Source organism: Glutamicibacter protophormiae, assembly GCF_014647495.1.
In the GTDB taxonomy this organism is placed as follows: domain Bacteria; phylum Actinomycetota; class Actinomycetes; order Actinomycetales; family Micrococcaceae; genus Glutamicibacter; species Glutamicibacter protophormiae.
Genome location: NZ_BMPH01000001.1, coordinates 156,823 through 175,985, shown reverse-complemented (window position 1 = coordinate 175,985; position 19,163 = coordinate 156,823). Strand labels below are relative to the sequence as shown.

Here is a 19,163-nt window from a genome sequence, read left to right as displayed (position 1 = left end):
CGATGATCTTACTTTATGGCCAGTTCAAGCGTTGAACTGCAAGCAGTTAGTTGGCCTTGCCTGCTGCGCCATCGATCGAACCCTGCGACTCGAGGTCGCGCAGCTGTCCTTCGATGTAGGTCTTCAGGCGAGCACGGTAGTCGCGCTCGAAGCCACGCAGCTGCTCAAGCTTGCGCTCGAGGACAGACTTCTGCTGCTCCAGGGCAGACAGGGTCTTGCGGCTCTTCTCTTCGGCCGAGGTGACCAGGGAGTTTGCCTCGGTCTTGGCGTCGGAGATGATCTTGTCGCGCTGCTCAACACCTGATGCGACGTATTCGTCGTGCAGGCGCTGGGCCATGGCCAGAACGTTGGCAGCCGATTCGGCGGAAGGAGCGACGGCCGGCGCTGCAACTGGAGCTGCTTCGACCTTCTTCTCCGCAGGCTTGGCGGCAGGAGCCGCTTCGACCTTCTTCTCCTCTGCCGGCTTGGCAGCTGGGGCCGGAGTAGCCTTGGCTTCTTCGGCAGGCTTGGCTTCAGCCTTCTTTTCCTCTGCCGGCTTGGCAGCCGGAGCAGCGGAAACTGGGGCCGGAACAGACTGTTCCTTGGCTACAACGTTCGCGTCTTCGCCAAGTTCGCTCAGACGGCGGCGGAGAGTTTCGTTTTCACCGGTTAGGCGACGCAGCTCCACCACGATCTCGTCGAGGAAGTCATCTACCTCGTCCTGGTCGTAGCCTTCACGGAACTTGGTCGGCTGAAAGCGCTTATTGACTACGTCTTCTGGCGTCAAAGCCATTGGGTCACCTCAATGCTGGGATCATTTTCGCAAGGCCTTCGATTGGCCCTGCGAAACACTTACCGTTCTTCAGTGTCGCGACCGGTGAAGTCGGAGCACTATTTCCTAAAGGATATAACGATTTGGACACTAAACACGAAATCGGGTCTTCACCCGAGTCTCTTTTTCTTTGAATCTACCTTGTAAGCGCTGAGCCTACAATCCTTTTGCTGAAGGAGAAACTCCTACTCAGATACCTGTGTTCGCCCCCAGATTGCCGATGATTACCTTCGCGATCATGACGACGATAAAGAAGATCAAAAAAGACAGGTCAAGGCGGATTCCACCCAGATCCAGCGGCTTGATCTTCCCTCGAAGCCACCGCAGCGGCGGGTCCGTGATCGACACGACGACCGACGCAACGACCAGCGCGATGCCCTTGGGACGCCAGTGGCGGGCAAAGTTTTCAGTTATATCCAGCACAATTCGCATCAGAAGCAGAATTTGCAGGATCGCCAATGCGAGATAAATAATCCCGAACACCATTTTTGTGCGCTCGCTCCTGGCGTCTTAGCTCTGGTTGAAGAAGGTAGCCTGGGCTTCGGACTGCTTGCGGTCCTCACCCAACACCTCAACGGTGGACGGCGAGAGCAAGAACACCTTGTTGGTGACTCGCTCGATCGATCCGTGCAGCGCGAAAACGAGGCCGGCGGAGAAGTCCACCAAACGCTTGGCGTCGGTTTCACCCATGTCGGTGACGTTCATAATCACCGGAATGCCGTCACGGAAGTTCTCACCGATGATTTTGGCATCGTTGTAAGAACGAGGGTGCACGGTTGTAATCTGACGCAATTCGGAATCCTCATCCCTCACTGAAGGGGCACGCTTGATGGGGGTCACCGGTGCACGGTATTCGGCATCCGGTTCTGTGGCAATTGGTTGCGGAGCGGCAGCGCGAACGACTGGCTGCGGGCGCGGGGATTCAGCGGGACGCTTCGGAGCAGGGTCTTCGACGACGCGCACCTGAGGCTTCGGCTCTGACTTCTCTACCACAGCCTCTTCGTGCTCGACGGCGTCCGCCAAGCCGAGATAGACCATTGCCTTGCGCAGTCCGTCAGCCACGATAATTCTCCTAGTTTGTCCCGTTCATGCACCCCATGCATGATTCCGCTACTTCGACGCTACCGCACAGAATTCAGGTAGCAATGTTCATTCTTGATTTTCTCACCGGTGTGTCGCACACGGGTGTTACCCGCGCCAAACGAGTCCCGCCAGACGGCCCGACTCAGTAGATCTGCGGTATGAAAAAAATCGCTCGTCTTCCAAAGTGCAGACTCCGCAGAGACGGACGTGGACATCCAACAGCTCAAGCTCCCGGGCCGCGGAAGCCGGAAGATCCAGGGCGTCGGTTCCCCAGGAGGTCTTGCTGCGGATGCCGGGTCGCTGCCGTTCCGATTCCTCGGCCATCTGCAGCGGCACTTCGTAGCAGTTGCCGCAGATGGAAGGGCCAATGACCGCTTCGATCTGCACCGCTCCGTGGGAGCGCAGCTGCTGCACCGTCTTGGAGAGTATTCCGTCGAGCAGCCCTCGGCGTCCGGCGTGGGTCGCGGCGGTGAGGCTGCTGCCGGTCTCCGGGTTGCGCCCCACGAAAAGCACCGGCAGGCAGTCGGCGACCATGACGGCCAGCGGTTCAAGGCCCGTGGGGTCGATCAGCCCATCGCAGGTCGGCGCCTCCGGTTCACTCCACGAGGTGCGCTGTGCGCCGTCGACGGCATGGATCCGCGCGGAATGGACCTGATTCATGAAATTCAGGGAAAAACGACGAACCCCGATCGAGTCCTCCAGCCTGGCCCGATTCTCCGCCACGCGGCGGGGATCGTCGTTCACGTGCAGGGCGAGGTTTCCCTCGGCCTGAGATGTGAAGGCCAGCTGAATACTCGGATCGAGGTTCGACGCGAAATGTAGCACTGCTCAGCTTCCTGCTGTTCTTACTTCAGGAAGTCCGGGACATCCAGGTCGTCGTTGGAGCCGTTGAGGTCCGAGTCGACAACGTCTGGCAGGTCCTGGAAAGGGTTCTGCTCGGCGGCAGGCTTCTCTACAGGCACCGGCGCGGCCGGCGGAACGACGGCTGGAGCAGCAGGAGCGACAGGTGCAGCTGGCTCTGCTGCACGGCTGACGGCTGGCCTGGATGCGGCCGGTGCGGACATCGGCTTGCTGGTCACGTCCGGCTCGTCGAAGCCTGCGGCGATCACGGTCACGCGCGCTTCATCTCCCAGGGCATCGTCGATGACGGCGCCGAAGATGATGTTCGCTTCCGGGTGGGCGACTTCCTGGACAAGGCGCGCGGCTTCGTTGATCTCGAACAGGCCGAGATCCGAGCCGCCCTGAATGGACAGCAGCACGCCGTGCGCACCGTCGATGGAGGCTTCCAGCAGCGGCGAGGCGATGGCCAATTCGGCCGCCTTGACCGCGCGGTCCTCGCCACGGGCCGAACCAATGCCCATGAGCGCAGAGCCTGCGCCCTGCATGACGGACTTGACGTCGGCGAAGTCGAGGTTGATCAGGCCCGAGGTGGTGATCAGGTCGGTAATGCCCTGGACACCGGAGAGCAGGACCTGGTCGGCCTGGCGGAAGGCATCCAGAACCGACACGTTGCGATCCGAGATGGACAGCAACCGGTCGTTTGGAATAACAATCAGCGTGTCGACTTCGTCGCGCAGCGCCTCGATGCCGGACTCCGCCGAGTTGGCGCGGCGGCGTCCTTCGAAGGTGAATGGACGGGTGACCACACCGATGGTCAGCGCGCCCAGGGAGCGTGCGATGCGGGCAACGACGGGAGCGCCACCGGTACCGGTGCCGCCGCCTTCGCCAGCGGTGACGAAGACCATGTCGGCGCCGCGCAGGACGTCTTCGATCTCCTCGACGTGATCCTCGGCTGCCTGACGGCCGACCTCTGGGTTGGCGCCTGCGCCCAGTCCGCGAGTCAGTTCACGTCCAACATCCAACTTGACGTCGGCATCGCTCATGAGCAGAGCTTGAGCGTCGGTATTGATGGCGATGAATTCAACGCCCTTCAAACCGACTTCGATCATACGATTGACTGCGTTTACACCGCCACCGCCGATTCCGACGACTTTAATGACCGCGAGGTAGTTCTGTGGAGCTGCCACGTCCCGCTTCCCTTGTTAGATGTGCTACATGAATCCGACCCAAACCGAAACCTTCACCCTTAGCCTGAAGGTTAGGTTTCTGTCAAGCGATCGTTATTAAGAACGCTATGAGTCGTATGGTCTTTGTGCAACGACCGCCGAGGCGTGTCGCTACTTCAAAACTATCTTTCCAGAATTTCGGCTGAGAATGTTCATCCCGCGCCCAAGCCTGACGTACTTAATAGGTCACCGGATTTTCCGGGTTGGAGACGTCGATGGTCTTCTTCGCCTCCGCGCTGTCCTTGGAGTTATTCAGGAAAATCTGTGTGACTTGATTTTTCAACGCGGCCTTGTCCCCGTTGCCCCAAATCAGTGTACGCTTCTGCGGCAGGGCAAGCTCCATGAATCCCGCTTCGGTCAACGAGGCGGTGGAAACCTGTTCCAGCACCTTGGCATCCACACCGCTGAGAATCGAGGTCAGCAGCTTGAACTGCTCGGGATCCTTGGTCGCGTCCGAGGCCTTGATCTTCGGCAGCTTGGTCTTGTCCTTGGCGCCGAGCTTCTTCAGCTTGCCTCCGGTGTCGGAAACCAGATAGTTGGTTTTGCCGTCCACCAGGATCGCCACGGGCACTTCCTCATGGATTTCAACCACCAGGGTGTCCGGCATCTGGGCCCGAACCACGATGCTGTCGATCGCCGGCTGCTCGCCGAGCAACTCTTCGACCTTGGCCTCGGAGATCCGCGGCAGCGGAGTGCCTTCCAGGGGAGCCAACGACTCCAGCAGCTGCTTTTCACTCAACAGCTTGGTCCCGGTCACCTCGATCTTCTTGGCGGCCAGCACCGGGGAGAAACTCAGCACCAAGACCACGACCAGGCTGAGCACCACGATGGCGGCGCCGCCGATGAGCATGATCTTGCGCCGTCTCTTCTCCGGACTGGGCGGAAGTTCAACGACCTTGGCTTTTTCGTCCATGGATTCCTCGGATTGCGTTCGTCGAGCGGTTCTCAGGACAGCGCGTCGAGCAGCTGGCCGCCGAGATAGGTGACGTCGCCGGCTCCCACGGTCATGATCACATCGCCGGGCTCGGCGTTTTCCACCACATGGGCCACGGCCGCCTCCGGCGTGAACACGTGGGCAGGCACTTCGACGCGTTCGGCGATCAGCTCGCTGTTCACGCCCTCAATGGGCTCCTCGCGCGCCGGGTAGATCTCCAGCAGGGTTACGGTGTCAGCGAGCGAGAGCGCGCTGGCGAACTGGCGGTAGAACTCCTTGGTGCGGGAGAACAGGTGCGGCTGGAAGAGCACGTGCAGCTTGCCCTCCCCTGCCATTACGCGGCCGGCCTTCAGCGCGGCGGTGACCTCGGTGGGGTGGTGCGCGTAGTCGTCGTACACCCGTACGCCGTCGGCTTCGCCCTTGAATTCGAAGCGGCGGGCAGCACCGCTGAAGCCGGCCAGGGCTTCCAGCGCGTCGTCCACGTCCACCCCGGCGTCGATGCCCACCGAGAGCGCGGCGGCGGCGTTGAGCAGGTTGTGCTGGCCCGGCACCGCGAGATCCAGGATGTGCTCCTGGCCGCTGCCCCATTCGATGGTGGCGGCGAACCGGCCGTTGTCCAGGGCGCGCGCATCGCCCAGACGGCGGTCCGCGTGGTCGGAGAAGCCGTAGGTCTGCACGCGCAGGTCGCCGCGGCTCTGGCGCATCTTGTGCGCAAGCTCATTGGCTCCGGGGTCGTCGGCGCAGCAGATCAGCAGCCCGTCTTCCGGCAGCAGCTGGGCGAAATCGACGAAGGCCTGGTGCACCGCCTCGGCGGTGCCGTAGTGGTCCAGATGGTCGGCCTCGACGTTGGTCACGATAATGACGTCCGGGCGGTAGTTCAGGAACGACGCATCGGATTCGTCGGCCTCGGCCACGAAGTAGCCGCCGTTGCCCAGTTCCGCGTTGGTGCCCAGGCTCGGGATGTTGGCGCCCACCGCGAAGCTCGGCGCGGCGCCGACGGTCTTGAGCATGTGGGCGGTCAGCGAGGTGGTGGTGGTCTTGCCGTGCGTTCCGGCAATGGCCACGACGCGGTCATGCCCGCGCATGGTTGCTTCCAGCCCCTCGGAACGGTGCAGGATGCGCAGTCCGCGGCGCACAGCCTCGTCGTATTCGGGGTTGCCCGGCTTGATGATCGAGGAGATCACCACAGTGTCAGCGTCGCCGAGGTGCTCCGGCGCGTAGCCGACATGGATGCGCGCCCCGCGTTCGCGCAGCCCGTCCATGACCGGCAGGTCCTTGGCGTCGGATCCCGAAACGGTCAGCCCGTAGTCCAGCATGAGCCTGGCTACGGCGGAGACGCCGACACCGCCGACGCCCATGAGGTGTACCTTGCCCAATTCGGCCTTGAGTTCGTCGGCTCGCTTCGACATGTTTCTAGCCTTCCTGTCCCGAGTGGACCCGGGATGAAACTTCGGTGATGATCTTCCGTGCCATGATCTGCGCGGCGTCGCGCCGTCCCAGTGAGGAGGCGGCCTGCGACATCTGCTCCAGTTTATGCTGATCGCCCAGCAAGGGGATGACCTGCTCGGCGATATAGCCGGCGGAGAAGTCCTTGTCGTCGACCAGCAGCGCGCCGCCGGCCTGGACGAGTTCGCGGGCGTTGAGCTTCTGCTCGCCGTTGCCGATGGGCAGCGGGACCAGCACCGAGGGGGTGCCGGCCACTTCGAGTTCGCAGACGGTTCCGGCGCCCGAGCGGCAGACCATCAGATCCGCCGCGGCGTAGGCGTAGTCCATGCGGTCCACGTATTCGACCTGCGTGTAGCCCTCGTGGGCCAGCAACGCTCCGGTGGCGTCGGTGAGCTGCTTGCCGCGCCCGGTGATGTGCACGGTGCGGATGCCGGCGGCGTTCAGCTGCTGGAGGCTCTGGGCGACGGCATTGTTCAGGCTCAGCGCGCCCGAGGAGCCGCCGGTGACCAGCAGCACCGGGCGGTCGTCGGTCAGCCCGAAGTGGGCCCGGGCCTCCTCGCGCAGGGCGGCTCGGTCCATGGTGGCCACGTTGGAGCGCATCGGCATGCCGACCTGTTCCTCGCCGGGCAGCCCGGTGCCGGCGAAGGTGGTGCCCACGGCGGCGGCGTGCTTGGCGCCGAGCTTGTTGGCCATGCCGGCCTTCGAGTTCGCTTCGTGCACGAAGATCGGGACGCCCAGCTTCTTGGCGGCCAGGTAGGCCGGGGTGCAGACGTAGCCGCCCACCCCCAGCAGCGCCTGCGCGTTGCTTTGGCGCAGCACCGCCTTGGCCTGGTTCACGGCCTTGGCGAAACGGAAGGGGAACTTCAGCAGATCCAGGTTGATGCTGCGCGGCATCGGCGCCTTGGGGATCAGTTCCAGCGGGTAGCCGGCTTCCGGCACCAGTCGGGTTTCCAGTCCCCCGGGCGAACCCAGCGCGGTGATCTGGGCGGCGGGGTTGTCCTGCTTCACCGCGTCGGCGATGGCCAGCATGGGCGAAATGTGCCCGGCCGTGCCGCCGCCGGCAACTACCAGTCGAATCGGTTCGCTCATGGTGCTGGTTTACTCCTTGGGTTCGTCGGCAGCGGGTGCCGGAGGTCGGTCGGTGGTTCGCGCGGCGGGATCCGGACGCCGGGCGACGGGTTCAGTCCTTGGGCTTGGTCGTCGGCTTCGCGGTAGGCAGGACGGCGACCAGCTGGTCCTTCTTCTGCTGCCGTGCCGAGGAAAGCACGAAGCCCATGGCCAGCATGACCGCGAGCATCGCCGAACCGCCGGAGGAGATGAAGGGCAGCGGCACGCCGATGACCGGCAGCACGCCGGTGACGGTGCCCAGGTTCACGAAGGTCTGGCCGATGATCCAGGACATCAGGCAGCCCATGAGCACGCGGGTGTAGAGGTCGCTGGCGCGCATGGCGATGCGGTACATGGCCAGGGCGAGGATGGCGAACAGCGCGAGCACGAAGATCACGCCGATGAAGCCGAATTCCTCGCCGAGGATGGAGAAGATGAAGTCGTTCTGCGCTTCGGGAACATAGGACCACTTCATCCGGGACTGGCCGGGACCGACCCCGAACCATCCCCCCGAAGCGAAGGCGTGCATACCCATGTTCGACTGGTAGCACTGGTCTCCGCTGCCGCAGTCGATGCCCAGCCACGCCTTGATGCGTCCGCGGCGGTTGGCCGAGGACATCACGGCGACGGACAGCAGCACGAACCCGGCGGCGCCCAGGCCCAGCAGCCATTTCATGCGCAGGCCGCCCAGGAACATCGCGGTGGCCAGGATCATGATGAGCACCAGGGCGGTGCCCACGTCCTTGCCGAGCATGACCAGGAAGAGGATGGCGACGCCGACCGGAGCCAGGATCGGGATCACCAGATGCTTGACGTCGCTCAGCAGGTGCTGCTGCTTCTTCTCCAGCATGAAGGCGGAGAACACCGCCAGCGCGAGCTTGGCGAATTCGCTGGGCTGCAGGCCGATGGTGGAGGTGATCTTGATCCAGTTGCGGTTGCCGAGGACTTCATGGCCCAGCGGGGTGAACGCGACAAGGCCCAGCAGGATCACTGCCGCCCACACCGCCGGCCACGCGAGGCGTTTCAGCTTGGACGGGTGGATGAACTGCATGACCAGCATGCAGGCGATGCCGACCACCGCGAAAAGCGCCTGGGACAAGGCCACGGTGAAACCGTTGCGTCCCGCCGCGATCGCCTCGACCGAGGCGGAGGACTGCACCATGATGACGCCGAACACCGACAGGAAGATGGAGGTTACCAGGACCAGCCAGTAGTCGGTGGAGGCCAGGCGTGCGCTGGCCTTCTCGACCCCGCTGAAGATCCCGCCCTGCGGGCGCAGGCCGGGCTTCTTGCCGGAGGCAGCGGCCTTCCCGATCTCGGCCTTGGCGCCCTGCGGCTGCTTGCGCTCCTTGGTCACCACCAATGCCCCCGTCTGTTGTTGCTTTCCGGCCCGCGCCGGATTCTCTTGCGTGCTGTTAGTCGTTGGAGTTCTGATCCGTGGAATCACTATCCATCAGATCACTGACCGCGCTGATAAAGGCGTTGCCACGCTGGGCATAGGAGCTGAACTGGTCCATGGACGCGGCGGCCGGAGCCATCAGCACCGTGTCGCCCGGCTGGGCCAGCTTCCCCGCGGTGTGCACCGCGCGGGTCATGACCTGGGCCCCGCTGGGCAGGGTGCCGGTTTCGGCGTGCACCGCGGCGGTGATGTCGATGACCTCGACCTCCGGCGCGTGCTCGGCCAGCGCTTCGCGCAGGCCCTGGATGTCCGTGCCGATCAGCAGCACGGTGCGCAGCCGGGCCGCGTGCTTGGCCACCAGCGAGTTGTAGTCCACGCCCTTGGACAGGCCGCCGGCGATCCAGACGACCTTGGTGAAGGCCGCCAGCGAGGCATCGGCTGCATGCGGGTTGGTGGCCTTGGAGTCGTTGATCCACAGGATGTCGCCGCGGCGGGCGACGGCCTGGATGCGGTGCGCGCCGGCGTCGAAGCCGCTCAGCCCGCGGTTCACTGCTTCCGGCTGAACGCCGAAGGCGCGGGTCAGCGCCGCGGCGGCCGCGGCGTTGGCAGCGGTGTGGCGCGGGACGATCTCCCCGATGTCCTTCAGCGCGATCAGCTCCACCGCGTTGGTGCGGCGGTCCTCGATGAAGGCGCGGTCCACCAGCAGGTCCTCGACCACGCCGACCATGGACACCGCCGGGGTGTTGGTGGTGAAGCCGATGGCGCGGCAGCCCTCGATGACCTCCGCGTTCTCGACCATGTCCAGGGTGACTTCGTCGGCGGCGTTGAAGATCGCGGCGGTCTGCGTGCGCTCGTAGATCTTGGCCTTGTCGGCCTTGTAGTTCTCGAACCCGTCATGCCAGTCCACGTGGTCTTCGGCGATGTTCAGCACCACGGAGGCGACCGGGGAAATGCTGTGGGTGTAGTGCAGCTGGAAGCTGGACAGCTCCACGGCGAAGGCGTCGTAGTCGACCGGCTCGCGCACGGCGTCCAGGATCGGGGTGCCGACGTTGCCCACGGCGATGGCCTTCAGGCCGGCGGCCTGCAGGATCGCCTCGGTCATGCCCACGGTGGTGGTCTTGCCGTTGGTGCCGGTGATGGCCAGCCACTTCGGCGCGGTGCGTCCCTCGCGGTTCTGCACGCGCCAGGCCAGCTCGATGTCGCTCCAGACCGGGATGCCGGCCTCGGCGGCTTCGGCGATGACCGGGTGGCGCGGGTTCCAGCCCGGCGAGGCGAGCACCAGCTGCGGCTGCTGATCGTTCACCTGCGGGAGGTGCTTGACGTGCTCGGACCCCAGCAGCACCTGGTGGGCGCCGACGATCATCAGGGTCTCCCCGCGCTGCCGGTTCAGCTCGTCGTCGCGCCCGTCCAGGACGGTCACGACCGCTCCGAGCTCGATCAGCGTGTCGGCGGCGGAGAAGCCGGACAGGCCCAGGCCCGCCACGACCACGCGCAGGCCCTTCCAGTTCGAATCCCAGCTGGTTAGTTCGGCCAGATCGGCATTGGCGTTTGCGCTCACAGTGCGACAACCCATTCGGAGTAGAAGATGCCCAGACCCGCGGCCACGAACAGGCCCGCCAGGATCCAGAAGCGGATGACGACGTTTTCCTCGGACCAGCCCGACAGTTCGAAGTGGTGCTGCAGCGGAGCCATCTTGAAGACGCGCTTGCCGCCGGAGAGCTTGAAGTAGCCCACCTGGATGATGACCGACAGCGAGATGACCACGAACAGGCCGGCGATGACAACCAGCAGCAGCTGGGTGCGGGAGAGGATGGCGAAGGCCGCCACGGCGCCGCCGATGGCCAGCGAGCCGGTGTCGCCCATGAAGATCTTCGCAGGCTTGGCGTTGAACCACAGGAAGCCGATCAGTGCACCGGAGAGGATGGCGCCGAGCATGGCCAGGTCCTGCGGGTCGCGCACCGAATAGCACACGTCCAGCGCGTTCACGTTGCTGCAGGCCTGGTTCTGCTGCCAGATGCCCATCAGCGTGTAGGCCCCGAAAACCATGATGGAGGCGCCGGTGGCCAGGCCGTCCAGGCCGTCGGTGAGGTTCACGCCGTTGGTGGTGCCGGTGACGATCAGGTTCGACCAGAGCACGAACAGGATCAGGCCGAGCATCGGGCCGGCGAAGGCCAGGTCGATGTTGGTGTCGCGCAGGAAGGAAATCGCGGTGGATGCGGGGGTCAGCCCGTCGGCGTTGGGGTACTGCAGCGCCAGCACGGCGAAGCTGATGCCCACCACGGCCTGCAGCACGATCTTCTGCCAGGCCCGCAGGCCCAGGGAACGCTTCTTGAAGATCTTGATGAAGTCGTCCAGGAAGCCCACCAGCCCCATGCCGCCGAACAGCAGCAGCACCAGCAGTCCGCTGGCGGTGATGCCGGCGCTGGCCCGACCCATCATGCCCAGGATGGCGTGGGTCAGGAAGTAGGCGATGAATACCGCGAGCACGAAGACCACGCCGCCCATGGTGGGCGTTCCGGACTTCACCGCGTGGGACATCGGCCCGTCGTCGCGGACCACCTGGCCGTACTGCTTCTTGGTGAGCAGCTTGATGTACAGCGGCATGAACACCACGGTCAAGAGCAGCGCAATGCCCGCTCCTACGATTAATGCGATCATGCGTTCTCGCCTTCCTTCACGAATGCTGCAATGTCATCACCCAGGTGGCGCAGTCCGGCGCCGTTGGAGGACTTGAACAAAACGATGTCCCCCGGCTCCAGCTGCTCCTGCAGCAGGGTGCGGGCCTCGTCCACGTTTTCCACGAAGAACGCCTCGTCGCCCCAGCTGCCTTCCAGCACCGCGGAGTTGTAGGCGGCCTTCGCGCCGCGGCCGACGACCACGAGCTTCTTGATGTTCATCCGCACCGCCATCCGGCCCAGCAGGTCGTGCTGGTGGATGGACTCCTCGCCCAGCTCCAGCATTTCCCCGAGCACTGCCCAGGTGCGCCGCGCCGGGGCGTTGTCGCCCGGCAGGCCCAGCTCGGCCAGGGTCACCAGCGCCGCGCGCATGGATTCCGGGTTCGCGTTGTAGGCGTCGTTGATGATGCTCACGCCGTCCGCGCGCTCGATGCGCTCCATGCGCCAGCGGCTGCCGGCCGTGCGGCCGTGCAGCACGCGGGCAATCAGTTCGGGGTCGATGCCCAGTGCGCAGGCGGCGTTGGCCGCGGCCAGGATGTTCGACACGTGGTGGCGGCCGAGCAGGCCGGAGGTGATGCGTCGGGAATACCCGTCGGGGAACTGCAGGGTCAGTTCAGGCTGGCCCTGGGAGTTGACTTCCACGTCGGTCGCCCACACCCCTGCGCCCTCCACCGGGTTGCCCCCGGTGCCGAAGAAGCGCACCGCTCCCCCGGAACGCGAGGCCATGCGCGCCACGCGCGGGTCCTCGGCGTTCAGGATGGCGATCCCGTCGGCGTCCAGCGCCTCGACCAGTTCGCCCTTGGCCTTCTCGATGTTCTCCACGCCGCCGAACTCGCCGGCGTGCGCGGTGCCCACGCACAGCACCACGCCGATCTTCGGGTGGACCATGTCGGTGAGGTAGGTCAGGTGCCCGATGCCGGTGGCGCCCATCTCGATCACGAAGTACTTGGTGTCCTCGGTAGCGTTGAAGACGGTCAGCGGGACGCCGACCTCGCCGTTGTAGGAGCCGATCGGAGACACGGTCGGGGCGACCTCGGAGAGGATGGCCGCCAAGAGGTCCTTGGTGGTGGTTTTGCCGGCCGAGCCGGTGATCCCCACGACCACCGCGTCGTTCTTCTGCTTCAGGTAGGCGACGATGTGCGCCGCGATCTTGCCCATGGCTTCCACGGCATCCGGGACGATGACCGCCGGGTGCTCGCGGCGCTGCTCGTCGAGGGTGACGCGTTCAGCCAGCGCCAGCACCGCCCCGGAGGACAGTGCGGCGTCGATGAAGGCGTGGCCGTCGGAGAATTCTCCGGGCTTGGCTACAAATAGCGAGCCTTGTACGACATCGCGGGAATCGGTGGTCGCCGAGGTCACCACCGTGTCGGGGGCGGCGGTATTCGTCGCTTTCCCTCCGGTGATGCTCAGCAGGTCGGTCAAAGACAGTTCAATCATGGCATTAAGGACTTTACACTCGGGCGATGACGTTGATGGACAGGGGCGTGCTAGGCAATGGTCACAAAACCATGAAGTTTCAGGGCATTGGCCAGTTCCACCCGGTCGTCGAGCTCCACGTCCATTCCCGCGACGTCTTGGCTGACTTCGTGTCCTCGGCCGGCCACGAGGATCGCGTCGTTGACACCCGCCAAACTCACAGCAAACTCCACGGCTTTGGCGCGTGGCGCGATGTTGTGCAGCTGAACTTCGGGACGCTCGGCCTGGATGGCGCGGGCGGCTCCGGCGGCCACCTGCTCGCGGATCGGGGCAGGATCCTCCCCGTGCGGGTCGTCGTCGGTGACGATCACGATGTCCGCGTGGCGTGCAGCCACCGCGCCCATGTCCGGGCGCTTGGTGGTGTCGCGGTCGCCGGTGGCGCCGAAAACGATGATGCGCCGCCCTCCGGGGCCGGGGCGCACCGAATCCAGGGCCTTGGCCAGCGCGTCCGAATTGTGCGCGAAGTCCACCACCGCCACCGGCGACTCGCCGACCACCTGCATGCGCCCCGGCACCGCAACCGACAGCGGGTCGCTGGCGTCCAGCGCCTGCTGCAGCCTAGCCAGCGGCACGCCGCCGGCCAGCACCATCAGTGCGGCCAGCGCAGCGTTGGCGACGTTGAACATGCCAGGAAGCCCGGTGCGGGTTTCCAGGGTGCGACCGTCGCGGTGGGTGATGCGGAAGCTGTGCCCCAGTCCCGAGTGCCGCAGGTCCTCCACGCGCCAGTCGGCGCCCGGGTGCGCGGGGTCCAGGCTCAGCGACTCGGTCGGAACCAGCGCGCGGTCGGCCAGCTGCTGGCCGTACTCGTCGTCGACCAGCACCACGGCTCGCTCGCTGTGCTCGGGGGTGAACAGCTGGGCCTTGGTCTCGAAGTAGTCCTGCATGGTGCCATGCAGGTCCAGGTGGTCCTGGGTGAGGTTGGTGTAGCCGGCGACGGCGAAGGACAGCGCGTCGACCCGTCCGTAGCTCAGCGAGTGGCTGGAGACTTCCATGGCCACCGCGGCGACCTGCTGTTCGGACATGCGGGCCAGCACCCCGTGCAGCTGGGTGGATTCCGGGGTGGTGAGTACGCTGGGGATGATCTGTCCGCGGGCTGACATCTCGATGGTGCCGACCAGCCCGGTTTCGGTGCCCAGCGCCTCAAGAATGGAGCGGATCATGAAGGTGGTGGTGGTCTTGCCGTTGGTGCCGGTCACGCCGAACAGCTCCGGGCAGCGGGTCGCGGTGCCGTAGATGCGCTGGGCCGCGGCGGCGGCGATGGATCGCACGTTCGAGACGGATGCCACCGGCAGCTCGAAGTCCGCGGGAAGATGGGCCAGACCCTGGGCGTCGGTGATCAGCGCCAGTGCCCCGTTGGCCACCGCGGTGGCGGCGAATTCCGCCCCATGGCGGCGCGCGCCGGAGATCGCGAGGAAAACGTCCCCGGGCTGCACCACCTGCGGGTTCAGGCTGACACCTCGAATCAACGGGTTCGCGGCCGGGTTCAGCGCACCGCGCAGGGCGCCGACCGCCGTGCACAGTTGCTCGAAGCTGGTTTCCGCCACGGAGTGCGGACGCAAATGCTGTTCCAGCGCGCGCGGCGTGCCGGGTTCCTGGACTACCAAGGTTTCTTTTGTTCCTCACCTACAAAGACGTTGTACGCCTCTGAATCGCTTGTGCTCGGGGGCACGTTGTACGTATTCAACGTATGGCTCATCACTTCGGTGAACGTATCCGCCACCGAGAAGTTCCGCCAGTTGCCCTGTGGCCGGTACATCGTGGCTACAACCACGTACTGCGGATCGTCCAGCGGGGCGACGCCCGCGAAGGAGTACGTGTAGCCGTCGTAGCCCTTTGCACTGGCGGCCTGGCCGGTACCCGACTTACCGCCAACGCGGTAGCCCGGTATCTTCATTTTAGTACCGGTTCCCGACTCAACGACCGATTCCATGAGTTTGAGCATCTCGGATGCTGTTGAATCCTTCACAACCCGGGTTTCCTTGCGCTCGGCCGGCTCGGAGATGGATCCGTCCTCGTTGCGGTACCCGTCGATCAGGCTCGGCTGGATCCGCACGCCGCCGTTGGCCAGCGTCTGGAAGATCGACGCGGTATGCAACGCGGTCTGCGAGTAGCCCTGGCCGAACATCGTGGTGTATTGCTGGCGGCGGTCCCAGGTTTCCGGGGCGGCCAGCTGGCCGGCGCTGGCGCCGTTCAGTCCGACGTCGATGGGGGTTCCCAGGCCGAAGGCGCGCATGTAGTCGTAGCGGGTCTGCTTGCTGACGGTATTGCCCACCATCACCGTGCCGGTGTTGTAGGAGCGGGCGAAGATGCCGGCCGCCGTCATGTCGTAGGTGGCGTGGGGCAGCGAGTCGTTGATGGTCTCCTTGGTGAACGTCTTCTTGTTCGGGACCGTGAACTCGTCCAGCGGCTTGACCTTGCCCTGGTCGATGGCCGCGGCGAAGATCGCCGCCTTGCCCGTGGAGCCCGGCTCGAAGGCGCGGGTGATGGAGACCGAGCGGCGGAATTCCGGTTCGGTGGCGCCCGGGTTGTTCGGGTCGAGTTCGGCCGAGTCGCCGATGGCCAGCAGCTTGCCGGTCTTGACCTCCTGCACGATGACGGTGGCCCACTCCGCATTGAACTGCTTCTGCTTGGCCTCCGCCGCGCGCTGGGCGACGTACTGGATGTCGTTGTCGATGCTGAGCATCACGTCCTGGCCGTTGACGGCCGGAGTCTCTTCCAGCTCGGTGGTCGGGATGCGCACGCCGTCGGCGCTGACCTCGAACTTGCGTTTGCCGGCGCTGCCGGCGAGATGCTCTTCTTGGCTGAGTTCCAGGCCCTCGGCGCCGACAACGCCCTTTTGGTCTTCGGAGTTGCGCACGAAGCCCAGCAGCGGACCGGCGATGACGCCCTGCGGGTACTGGCGTTCGCTGCGCAGCACCGAGTTCAACCGCGGAATGCCGATTTCCATGACCTCGTTGCGGACCTCGGGGGTCACGCTCTTGGCGATCATGACGTAGCCCTTGGGCTTCGCGCCCTCCTGCGGGCGGATGGCCTTGGTCAGCTCGTCGACGTCCTGGTCTAGGACCACGGAGAGCTCCTTGATTGCCTGTTCCCAGGAAATGCGTTCGCGCGCGTTGGAGCCGTCCCGCACCTTGCGCCTGATGGTGTCCTTCTGGTCGCGCTGGTCCACAACAAGGTCGTAGCGGTCCACGGACACGGCGAGTATGTTGCCGTTCTTGTCCAGGATGGATCCGCGGGTGGGCGCGATGATCTCCTCGCGGTTGCGGGTGTCGGCCGCTTCCTTGGCCGCGGCCGCGGGATTGATGCCCTGCACCCAGAAGAGCCGACCGGCAATAATCACCAGCAGCAAAATGGACAGCAGCAATACGAAGCGCATGCGCTTCTTCGCGGTGTCAGCGACGGTCGAACTCACGGTGAACCCAACTTTCCTTCATCGTGGATTTTTGACAGCCAACACGCCGCCCTGTCTCAAGCTTAGGAACCGAAACTTAGTCCGTCGGGGATTTCATGGTCGGCGCCGGAATCGTGCCGCCGTTGAGCTCGCCCTCGGTGAACACCGGGCGTCCGTCGTCCCCGACCTTGCGCTCGACCGTTTCAGTTTTGGTCTCAGCAGCAGCTGCCTGCTCGGGCTTTTCGGAAGCCTGCTTGCCAACCGTGGTTTCGGGCGCCGTGGACTTCGGCTTCTCCTCGGCCGCCTTGGCCTTCTTGCTGCCGTTGATGCTCTCGCCGGGCAGCGGCAGGGTGTCGTAATTCGTGGGGTTCTTGTCGCCCTTGACCGCTTCTTCAGCCGGCTGGGTGATCTTTCCCTCAGAGAGGTCGATCAGTCCGGGAGCACCCGGTGCAACGAGCCCGAGGTCGGCGGCCTTCCGGGCCAGTGCCTGCGGAGCAGAGAGCGACTGGGCGTCCTTGAGCAGCGTCTGGTTCTCCTGGGAGAGCGCACGCTCCTGGTTGCGCAGGGAGACGATGTCGTACTGACGCTGGGCCACGGACGTGTTCATCAAGACCAGGGTCACGACGACGGCGACGAACAGCATCACCATGGCCACCGAGGTGACCACCATGGAGCGCTTGTTCGTCTCGTTGATCCGTGGAACCAACGAGAGAGTCACGCGTTGCGGCGTGTCGACGAACTTGAGATCGCTAGCGGAAACGGGCTCGGGGCGCACGGCGCGGGCAGTACTGCCGTCAACGACTGGCTGGGCAGTCATGGCTACGTTCTTTTGCACTCGGCGCTGGGCTCGTTGGCTCATACTAGCTCCTCTTGAGAACTCGTTCCACAGCCCGCAGGCGGGCTGAGGCGGCACGTGGATTTTCGGCGATTTCCGCTTCGCTGGGTTTTTCGGTCCCCTTGGTCAGGACCTTGAACTCAGGCTTGTGTTCCTCAAGCTCTACCGGGAAACCCGGAGGGGCCGAGGAAGTCGATCCCTGGACGAAGTGCCGTTTGGTGATCTTGTCTTCCAGCGAGTGGTAGCTCATGACCACCACTCTGCCTCCGACGTTCAGGGAGCTCATGGCAGCCGGTATGGCTCGCTCCAAAACGTCCAGTTCCTCGTTGACCGCAATACGCAGCGCCTGGAAGGTCCGTTTGGCAGGATGTCCGTGGTTGCGGGCGGCCGCAGCGGGGACAACTGTTCGGATCACCTCCACCAGCTGGGCGGTGGTTGTGATCCGGTCCTTGGCGCGTGCTTCGACAATTGCTGTCGAGATGCGACCGGCGAATTTCTCTTCGCCCCACTGGCGGATAATGCGCAGCAGTTCGTTTCGTTCGAGGTCGTTGACCAGGTCCTCGGCGGTCGGCCCGACTGAGGTATCCATGCGCATGTCCAGAGGAGCATCGTAGGAGTAGGCAAAACCGCGTTCGCGCTCATCAAGCTGGAGCGAGGAGACGCCGAGGTCGAACAGGACGCCGTCGACGCCCGGGAAACCGAGATCGGACACGACATCCGCGATTTCGTCGTAGACCGCGTGCACCAGGTCGATACGGCCCTGGAAGGGCCGCAGGCGAGCACCGGCCAGCTCATGCGCCTGCTCGTCACGGTCCAGGCCGATCAAGTGGAGATTCTCGAACCGCTGGAGCATGGCCTCCGAATGACCACCCATGCCCAGGGTGCAGTCGACGACGATTGCCCGACGCCCTTCTGCATTGGCTCGTTCAATACCCGGAGCCAGCAGATTGACGCAACGATCCAGAAGTACCGGAACATGTCGTTCCGATGCTGGTCGCTGGGAATCCTGATTCGTCACTGCGCCCCCTTTCGCGTTCAAATCGGTGCTGAGATCAGATCCCCCTCCAACCGTTGACGGCGACTCTTTCTGGCTCCGGGGAAGTGAAGCCAGAAGTTTTCGCCTTCAAGGTGGCTGGAGATCTCATCCCAGCTGCTTGGTTGACCTGATGGGCCGTCCTCCAAAAGGAGGGCTAGTCCTCATCGGTCTCGGAAAATACTTCTTCCTGTTCCTGCAGGTACTGCTGCCATGCGGCGGAATCCCAGATTTCAATGCGATTACCCGCACCAATCACCGTTACCTCGCGGTCGAGGCCGCCATAAGTGCGAAGCACCTGCGGGATTGTGACTCGCCCCTGCTTGTCGGGAACTTCGTCAGATGCACCGGAGAGAAACACGCGGGCATAGTCCCTGGCCTTGCGAGACGTCAGGGAAGCCTGAGCTAGTTGCTCGTGTTGCTTCTCGAACTCTCGTTGGCTGAAGACGTAGATGCAGCGTTCCTGTCCCCGGGTCAAGACCAGCCCATAAGCTAACTCGTCACGGTATTTGGCAGGCAGAATCAGGCGCCCCTTTTCGTCGAGTCGCGGCGTGTAAGTTCCAAGGAACATGCACACCGCCTTTCTCCGCGAAGTGGTCAGAATCCCCGATTCCCTCTACTGCACTCCACTTTACTCCACAACCCTCCACTGTCAACGCAACAAACAGGGTTTGCCGAAGGTTTAGACATAAAAAATAGCGTATTTCCGCGTATTCAGAGAATAAAACGCGGGGGAGGTGCATGGGGTCTGTAGCACGCGAGTTGGCGAAGGAGACCTGGCAAAGCGCCGAAAATGCCCGGGAATTCGGGATTTGGGCCCTCAGTGGTGGAAGGTGGAGGGCGCTGGGGAGGGAAGTGGGGGCCGGCGTTCCAGACCCTAAATTCGTTCCCTAGGAAGTTGGTGGGA

The 19,163-nt window shown here is 64.2% G+C and carries 17 protein-coding genes; all 17 read right to left on the bottom strand.

Annotation, left to right across the window (positions count from 1 at the left end):
* Positions 1-46: 46 nt before the first annotated feature.
* Positions 47-772 (bottom strand): DivIVA domain-containing protein, encoded by a 726-nt coding sequence (locus tag IEY43_RS00810; RefSeq protein ID WP_188946682.1) that lies wholly within the window; start codon positions 770-772, stop codon positions 47-49.
* 228 nt (positions 773-1,000) lie between these two features.
* Positions 1,001-1,297 (bottom strand): YggT family protein, encoded by a 297-nt coding sequence (locus tag IEY43_RS00805; protein ID WP_188946681.1) that lies wholly within the window; start codon positions 1,295-1,297, stop codon positions 1,001-1,003.
* Between the two features lie 24 nt (positions 1,298-1,321).
* Positions 1,322-1,873 (bottom strand): cell division protein SepF, encoded by a 552-nt coding sequence (locus IEY43_RS00800; RefSeq protein ID WP_188946680.1) that lies wholly within the window; start codon positions 1,871-1,873, stop codon positions 1,322-1,324.
* Between the two features lie 126 nt (positions 1,874-1,999).
* Positions 2,000-2,719 (bottom strand): purine nucleoside phosphorylase YfiH/LACC1 family protein, encoded by a 720-nt coding sequence (locus tag IEY43_RS00795; protein ID WP_188946679.1) that lies wholly within the window; start codon positions 2,717-2,719, stop codon positions 2,000-2,002.
* 20 nt (positions 2,720-2,739) lie between these two features.
* Positions 2,740-3,921 carry a cell division protein FtsZ gene (gene ftsZ, locus IEY43_RS00790; RefSeq protein ID WP_188946678.1) on the bottom strand — a complete coding sequence of 394 codons (1,182 nt, stop codon included), beginning with the start codon at positions 3,919-3,921 and terminating at the stop codon, positions 2,740-2,742.
* A gap of 217 nt (positions 3,922-4,138) precedes the next feature.
* The gene (locus tag IEY43_RS00785; protein WP_188946677.1) at positions 4,139-4,873 is read right to left on the bottom strand and encodes a cell division protein FtsQ/DivIB; all 735 of its coding nucleotides are present in this window, start codon (positions 4,871-4,873) and stop codon (positions 4,139-4,141) included.
* A 32-nt stretch (positions 4,874-4,905) separates the two neighbouring features.
* Positions 4,906-6,303 (bottom strand): UDP-N-acetylmuramate--L-alanine ligase, encoded by a 1,398-nt coding sequence (murC, locus tag IEY43_RS00780; protein WP_188946676.1) that lies wholly within the window; start codon positions 6,301-6,303, stop codon positions 4,906-4,908.
* 4 nt (positions 6,304-6,307) lie between these two features.
* Entirely contained in the window at positions 6,308-7,429 is a 1,122-nt protein-coding gene (gene murG, locus IEY43_RS00775) for an undecaprenyldiphospho-muramoylpentapeptide beta-N-acetylglucosaminyltransferase (protein WP_188946675.1), read from the bottom strand.
* Positions 7,430-7,520: 91 nt separating this feature from the next.
* Positions 7,521-8,804: an FtsW/RodA/SpoVE family cell cycle protein gene (locus tag IEY43_RS00770; RefSeq protein WP_229777210.1), complete on the bottom strand. Its 1,284-nt coding sequence runs from the start codon at positions 8,802-8,804 to the stop codon at positions 7,521-7,523.
* A gap of 58 nt (positions 8,805-8,862) precedes the next feature.
* Positions 8,863-10,419, bottom strand: a complete 1,557-nt coding sequence (gene murD / locus IEY43_RS00765) for a UDP-N-acetylmuramoyl-L-alanine--D-glutamate ligase (RefSeq protein WP_188946674.1) — start codon at positions 10,417-10,419, stop codon at positions 8,863-8,865.
* The gene (gene mraY / locus IEY43_RS00760) at positions 10,401-11,504 is read right to left on the bottom strand and encodes a phospho-N-acetylmuramoyl-pentapeptide-transferase (protein WP_188946673.1); all 1,104 of its coding nucleotides are present in this window, start codon (positions 11,502-11,504) and stop codon (positions 10,401-10,403) included. Before mraY ends, murD begins: the two co-directional genes overlap by 19 nt.
* Positions 11,501-12,958, bottom strand: coding sequence for a UDP-N-acetylmuramoyl-tripeptide--D-alanyl-D-alanine ligase (locus IEY43_RS00755; protein ID WP_188946672.1), 1,458 nt, complete (start codon positions 12,956-12,958; stop codon positions 11,501-11,503). The genes mraY and IEY43_RS00755 overlap by 4 nt, the downstream gene beginning before the upstream one ends.
* A 50-nt stretch (positions 12,959-13,008) precedes the next feature.
* A complete protein-coding gene (locus IEY43_RS00750; protein WP_188946671.1) occupies positions 13,009-14,601 on the bottom strand; it encodes a UDP-N-acetylmuramoyl-L-alanyl-D-glutamate--2,6-diaminopimelate ligase in 1,593 nt (530 codons plus the stop codon).
* Entirely contained in the window at positions 14,595-16,409 is a 1,815-nt protein-coding gene (locus IEY43_RS00745; RefSeq protein WP_229777209.1) for a peptidoglycan D,D-transpeptidase FtsI family protein, read from the bottom strand. The genes IEY43_RS00750 and IEY43_RS00745 overlap by 7 nt, the downstream gene beginning before the upstream one ends.
* 76 nt (positions 16,410-16,485) lie before the next feature.
* Entirely contained in the window at positions 16,486-17,205 is a 720-nt protein-coding gene (gene ftsL / locus IEY43_RS00740; protein WP_188946670.1) for a cell division protein FtsL, read from the bottom strand.
* A 43-nt stretch (positions 17,206-17,248) separates the two neighbouring features.
* Positions 17,249-18,241 (bottom strand): 16S rRNA (cytosine(1402)-N(4))-methyltransferase RsmH, encoded by a 993-nt coding sequence (gene rsmH, locus IEY43_RS00735; protein ID WP_188946669.1) that lies wholly within the window; start codon positions 18,239-18,241, stop codon positions 17,249-17,251.
* Positions 18,242-18,413: 172 nt separating this feature from the next.
* Positions 18,414-18,827 carry a division/cell wall cluster transcriptional repressor MraZ gene (gene mraZ, locus IEY43_RS00730; RefSeq protein ID WP_047119495.1) on the bottom strand — a complete coding sequence of 138 codons (414 nt, stop codon included), beginning with the start codon at positions 18,825-18,827 and terminating at the stop codon, positions 18,414-18,416.
* Between the last annotated feature and the right edge of the window lie 336 nt (positions 18,828-19,163).

Bases quoted from the DNA above. Each gene is read 5' to 3' on its own strand.
- IEY43_RS00810 (WP_188946682.1), bottom strand. From the start codon at position 772: ATGGCTTTGACGCCAGAAGACGTAGTCAATAAGCGCTTTCAGCCGACC.
- IEY43_RS00805 (WP_188946681.1), bottom strand. From the start codon at position 1,297: ATGGTGTTCGGGATTATTTATCTCGCATTGGCGATCCTGCAAATTCTG.
- IEY43_RS00785 (WP_188946677.1), bottom strand. From the start codon at position 4,873: ATGGACGAAAAAGCCAAGGTCGTTGAACTTCCGCCCAGTCCGGAGAAG.
- murC (WP_188946676.1), bottom strand. From the start codon at position 6,303: ATGTCGAAGCGAGCCGACGAACTCAAGGCCGAATTGGGCAAGGTACAC.
- murG (WP_188946675.1), bottom strand. From the start codon at position 7,429: ATGAGCGAACCGATTCGACTGGTAGTTGCCGGCGGCGGCACGGCCGGG.
- murD (WP_188946674.1), bottom strand. From the start codon at position 10,419: ATGGGTTGTCGCACTGTGAGCGCAAACGCCAATGCCGATCTGGCCGAA.
- mraY (WP_188946673.1), bottom strand. From the start codon at position 11,504: ATGATCGCATTAATCGTAGGAGCGGGCATTGCGCTGCTCTTGACCGTG.
- IEY43_RS00755 (WP_188946672.1), bottom strand. From the start codon at position 12,958: ATGATTGAACTGTCTTTGACCGACCTGCTGAGCATCACCGGAGGGAAA.
- ftsL (WP_188946670.1), bottom strand. From the start codon at position 17,205: ATGACTGCCCAGCCAGTCGTTGACGGCAGTACTGCCCGCGCCGTGCGC.
- mraZ (WP_047119495.1), bottom strand. From the start codon at position 18,827: ATGTTCCTTGGAACTTACACGCCGCGACTCGACGAAAAGGGGCGCCTG.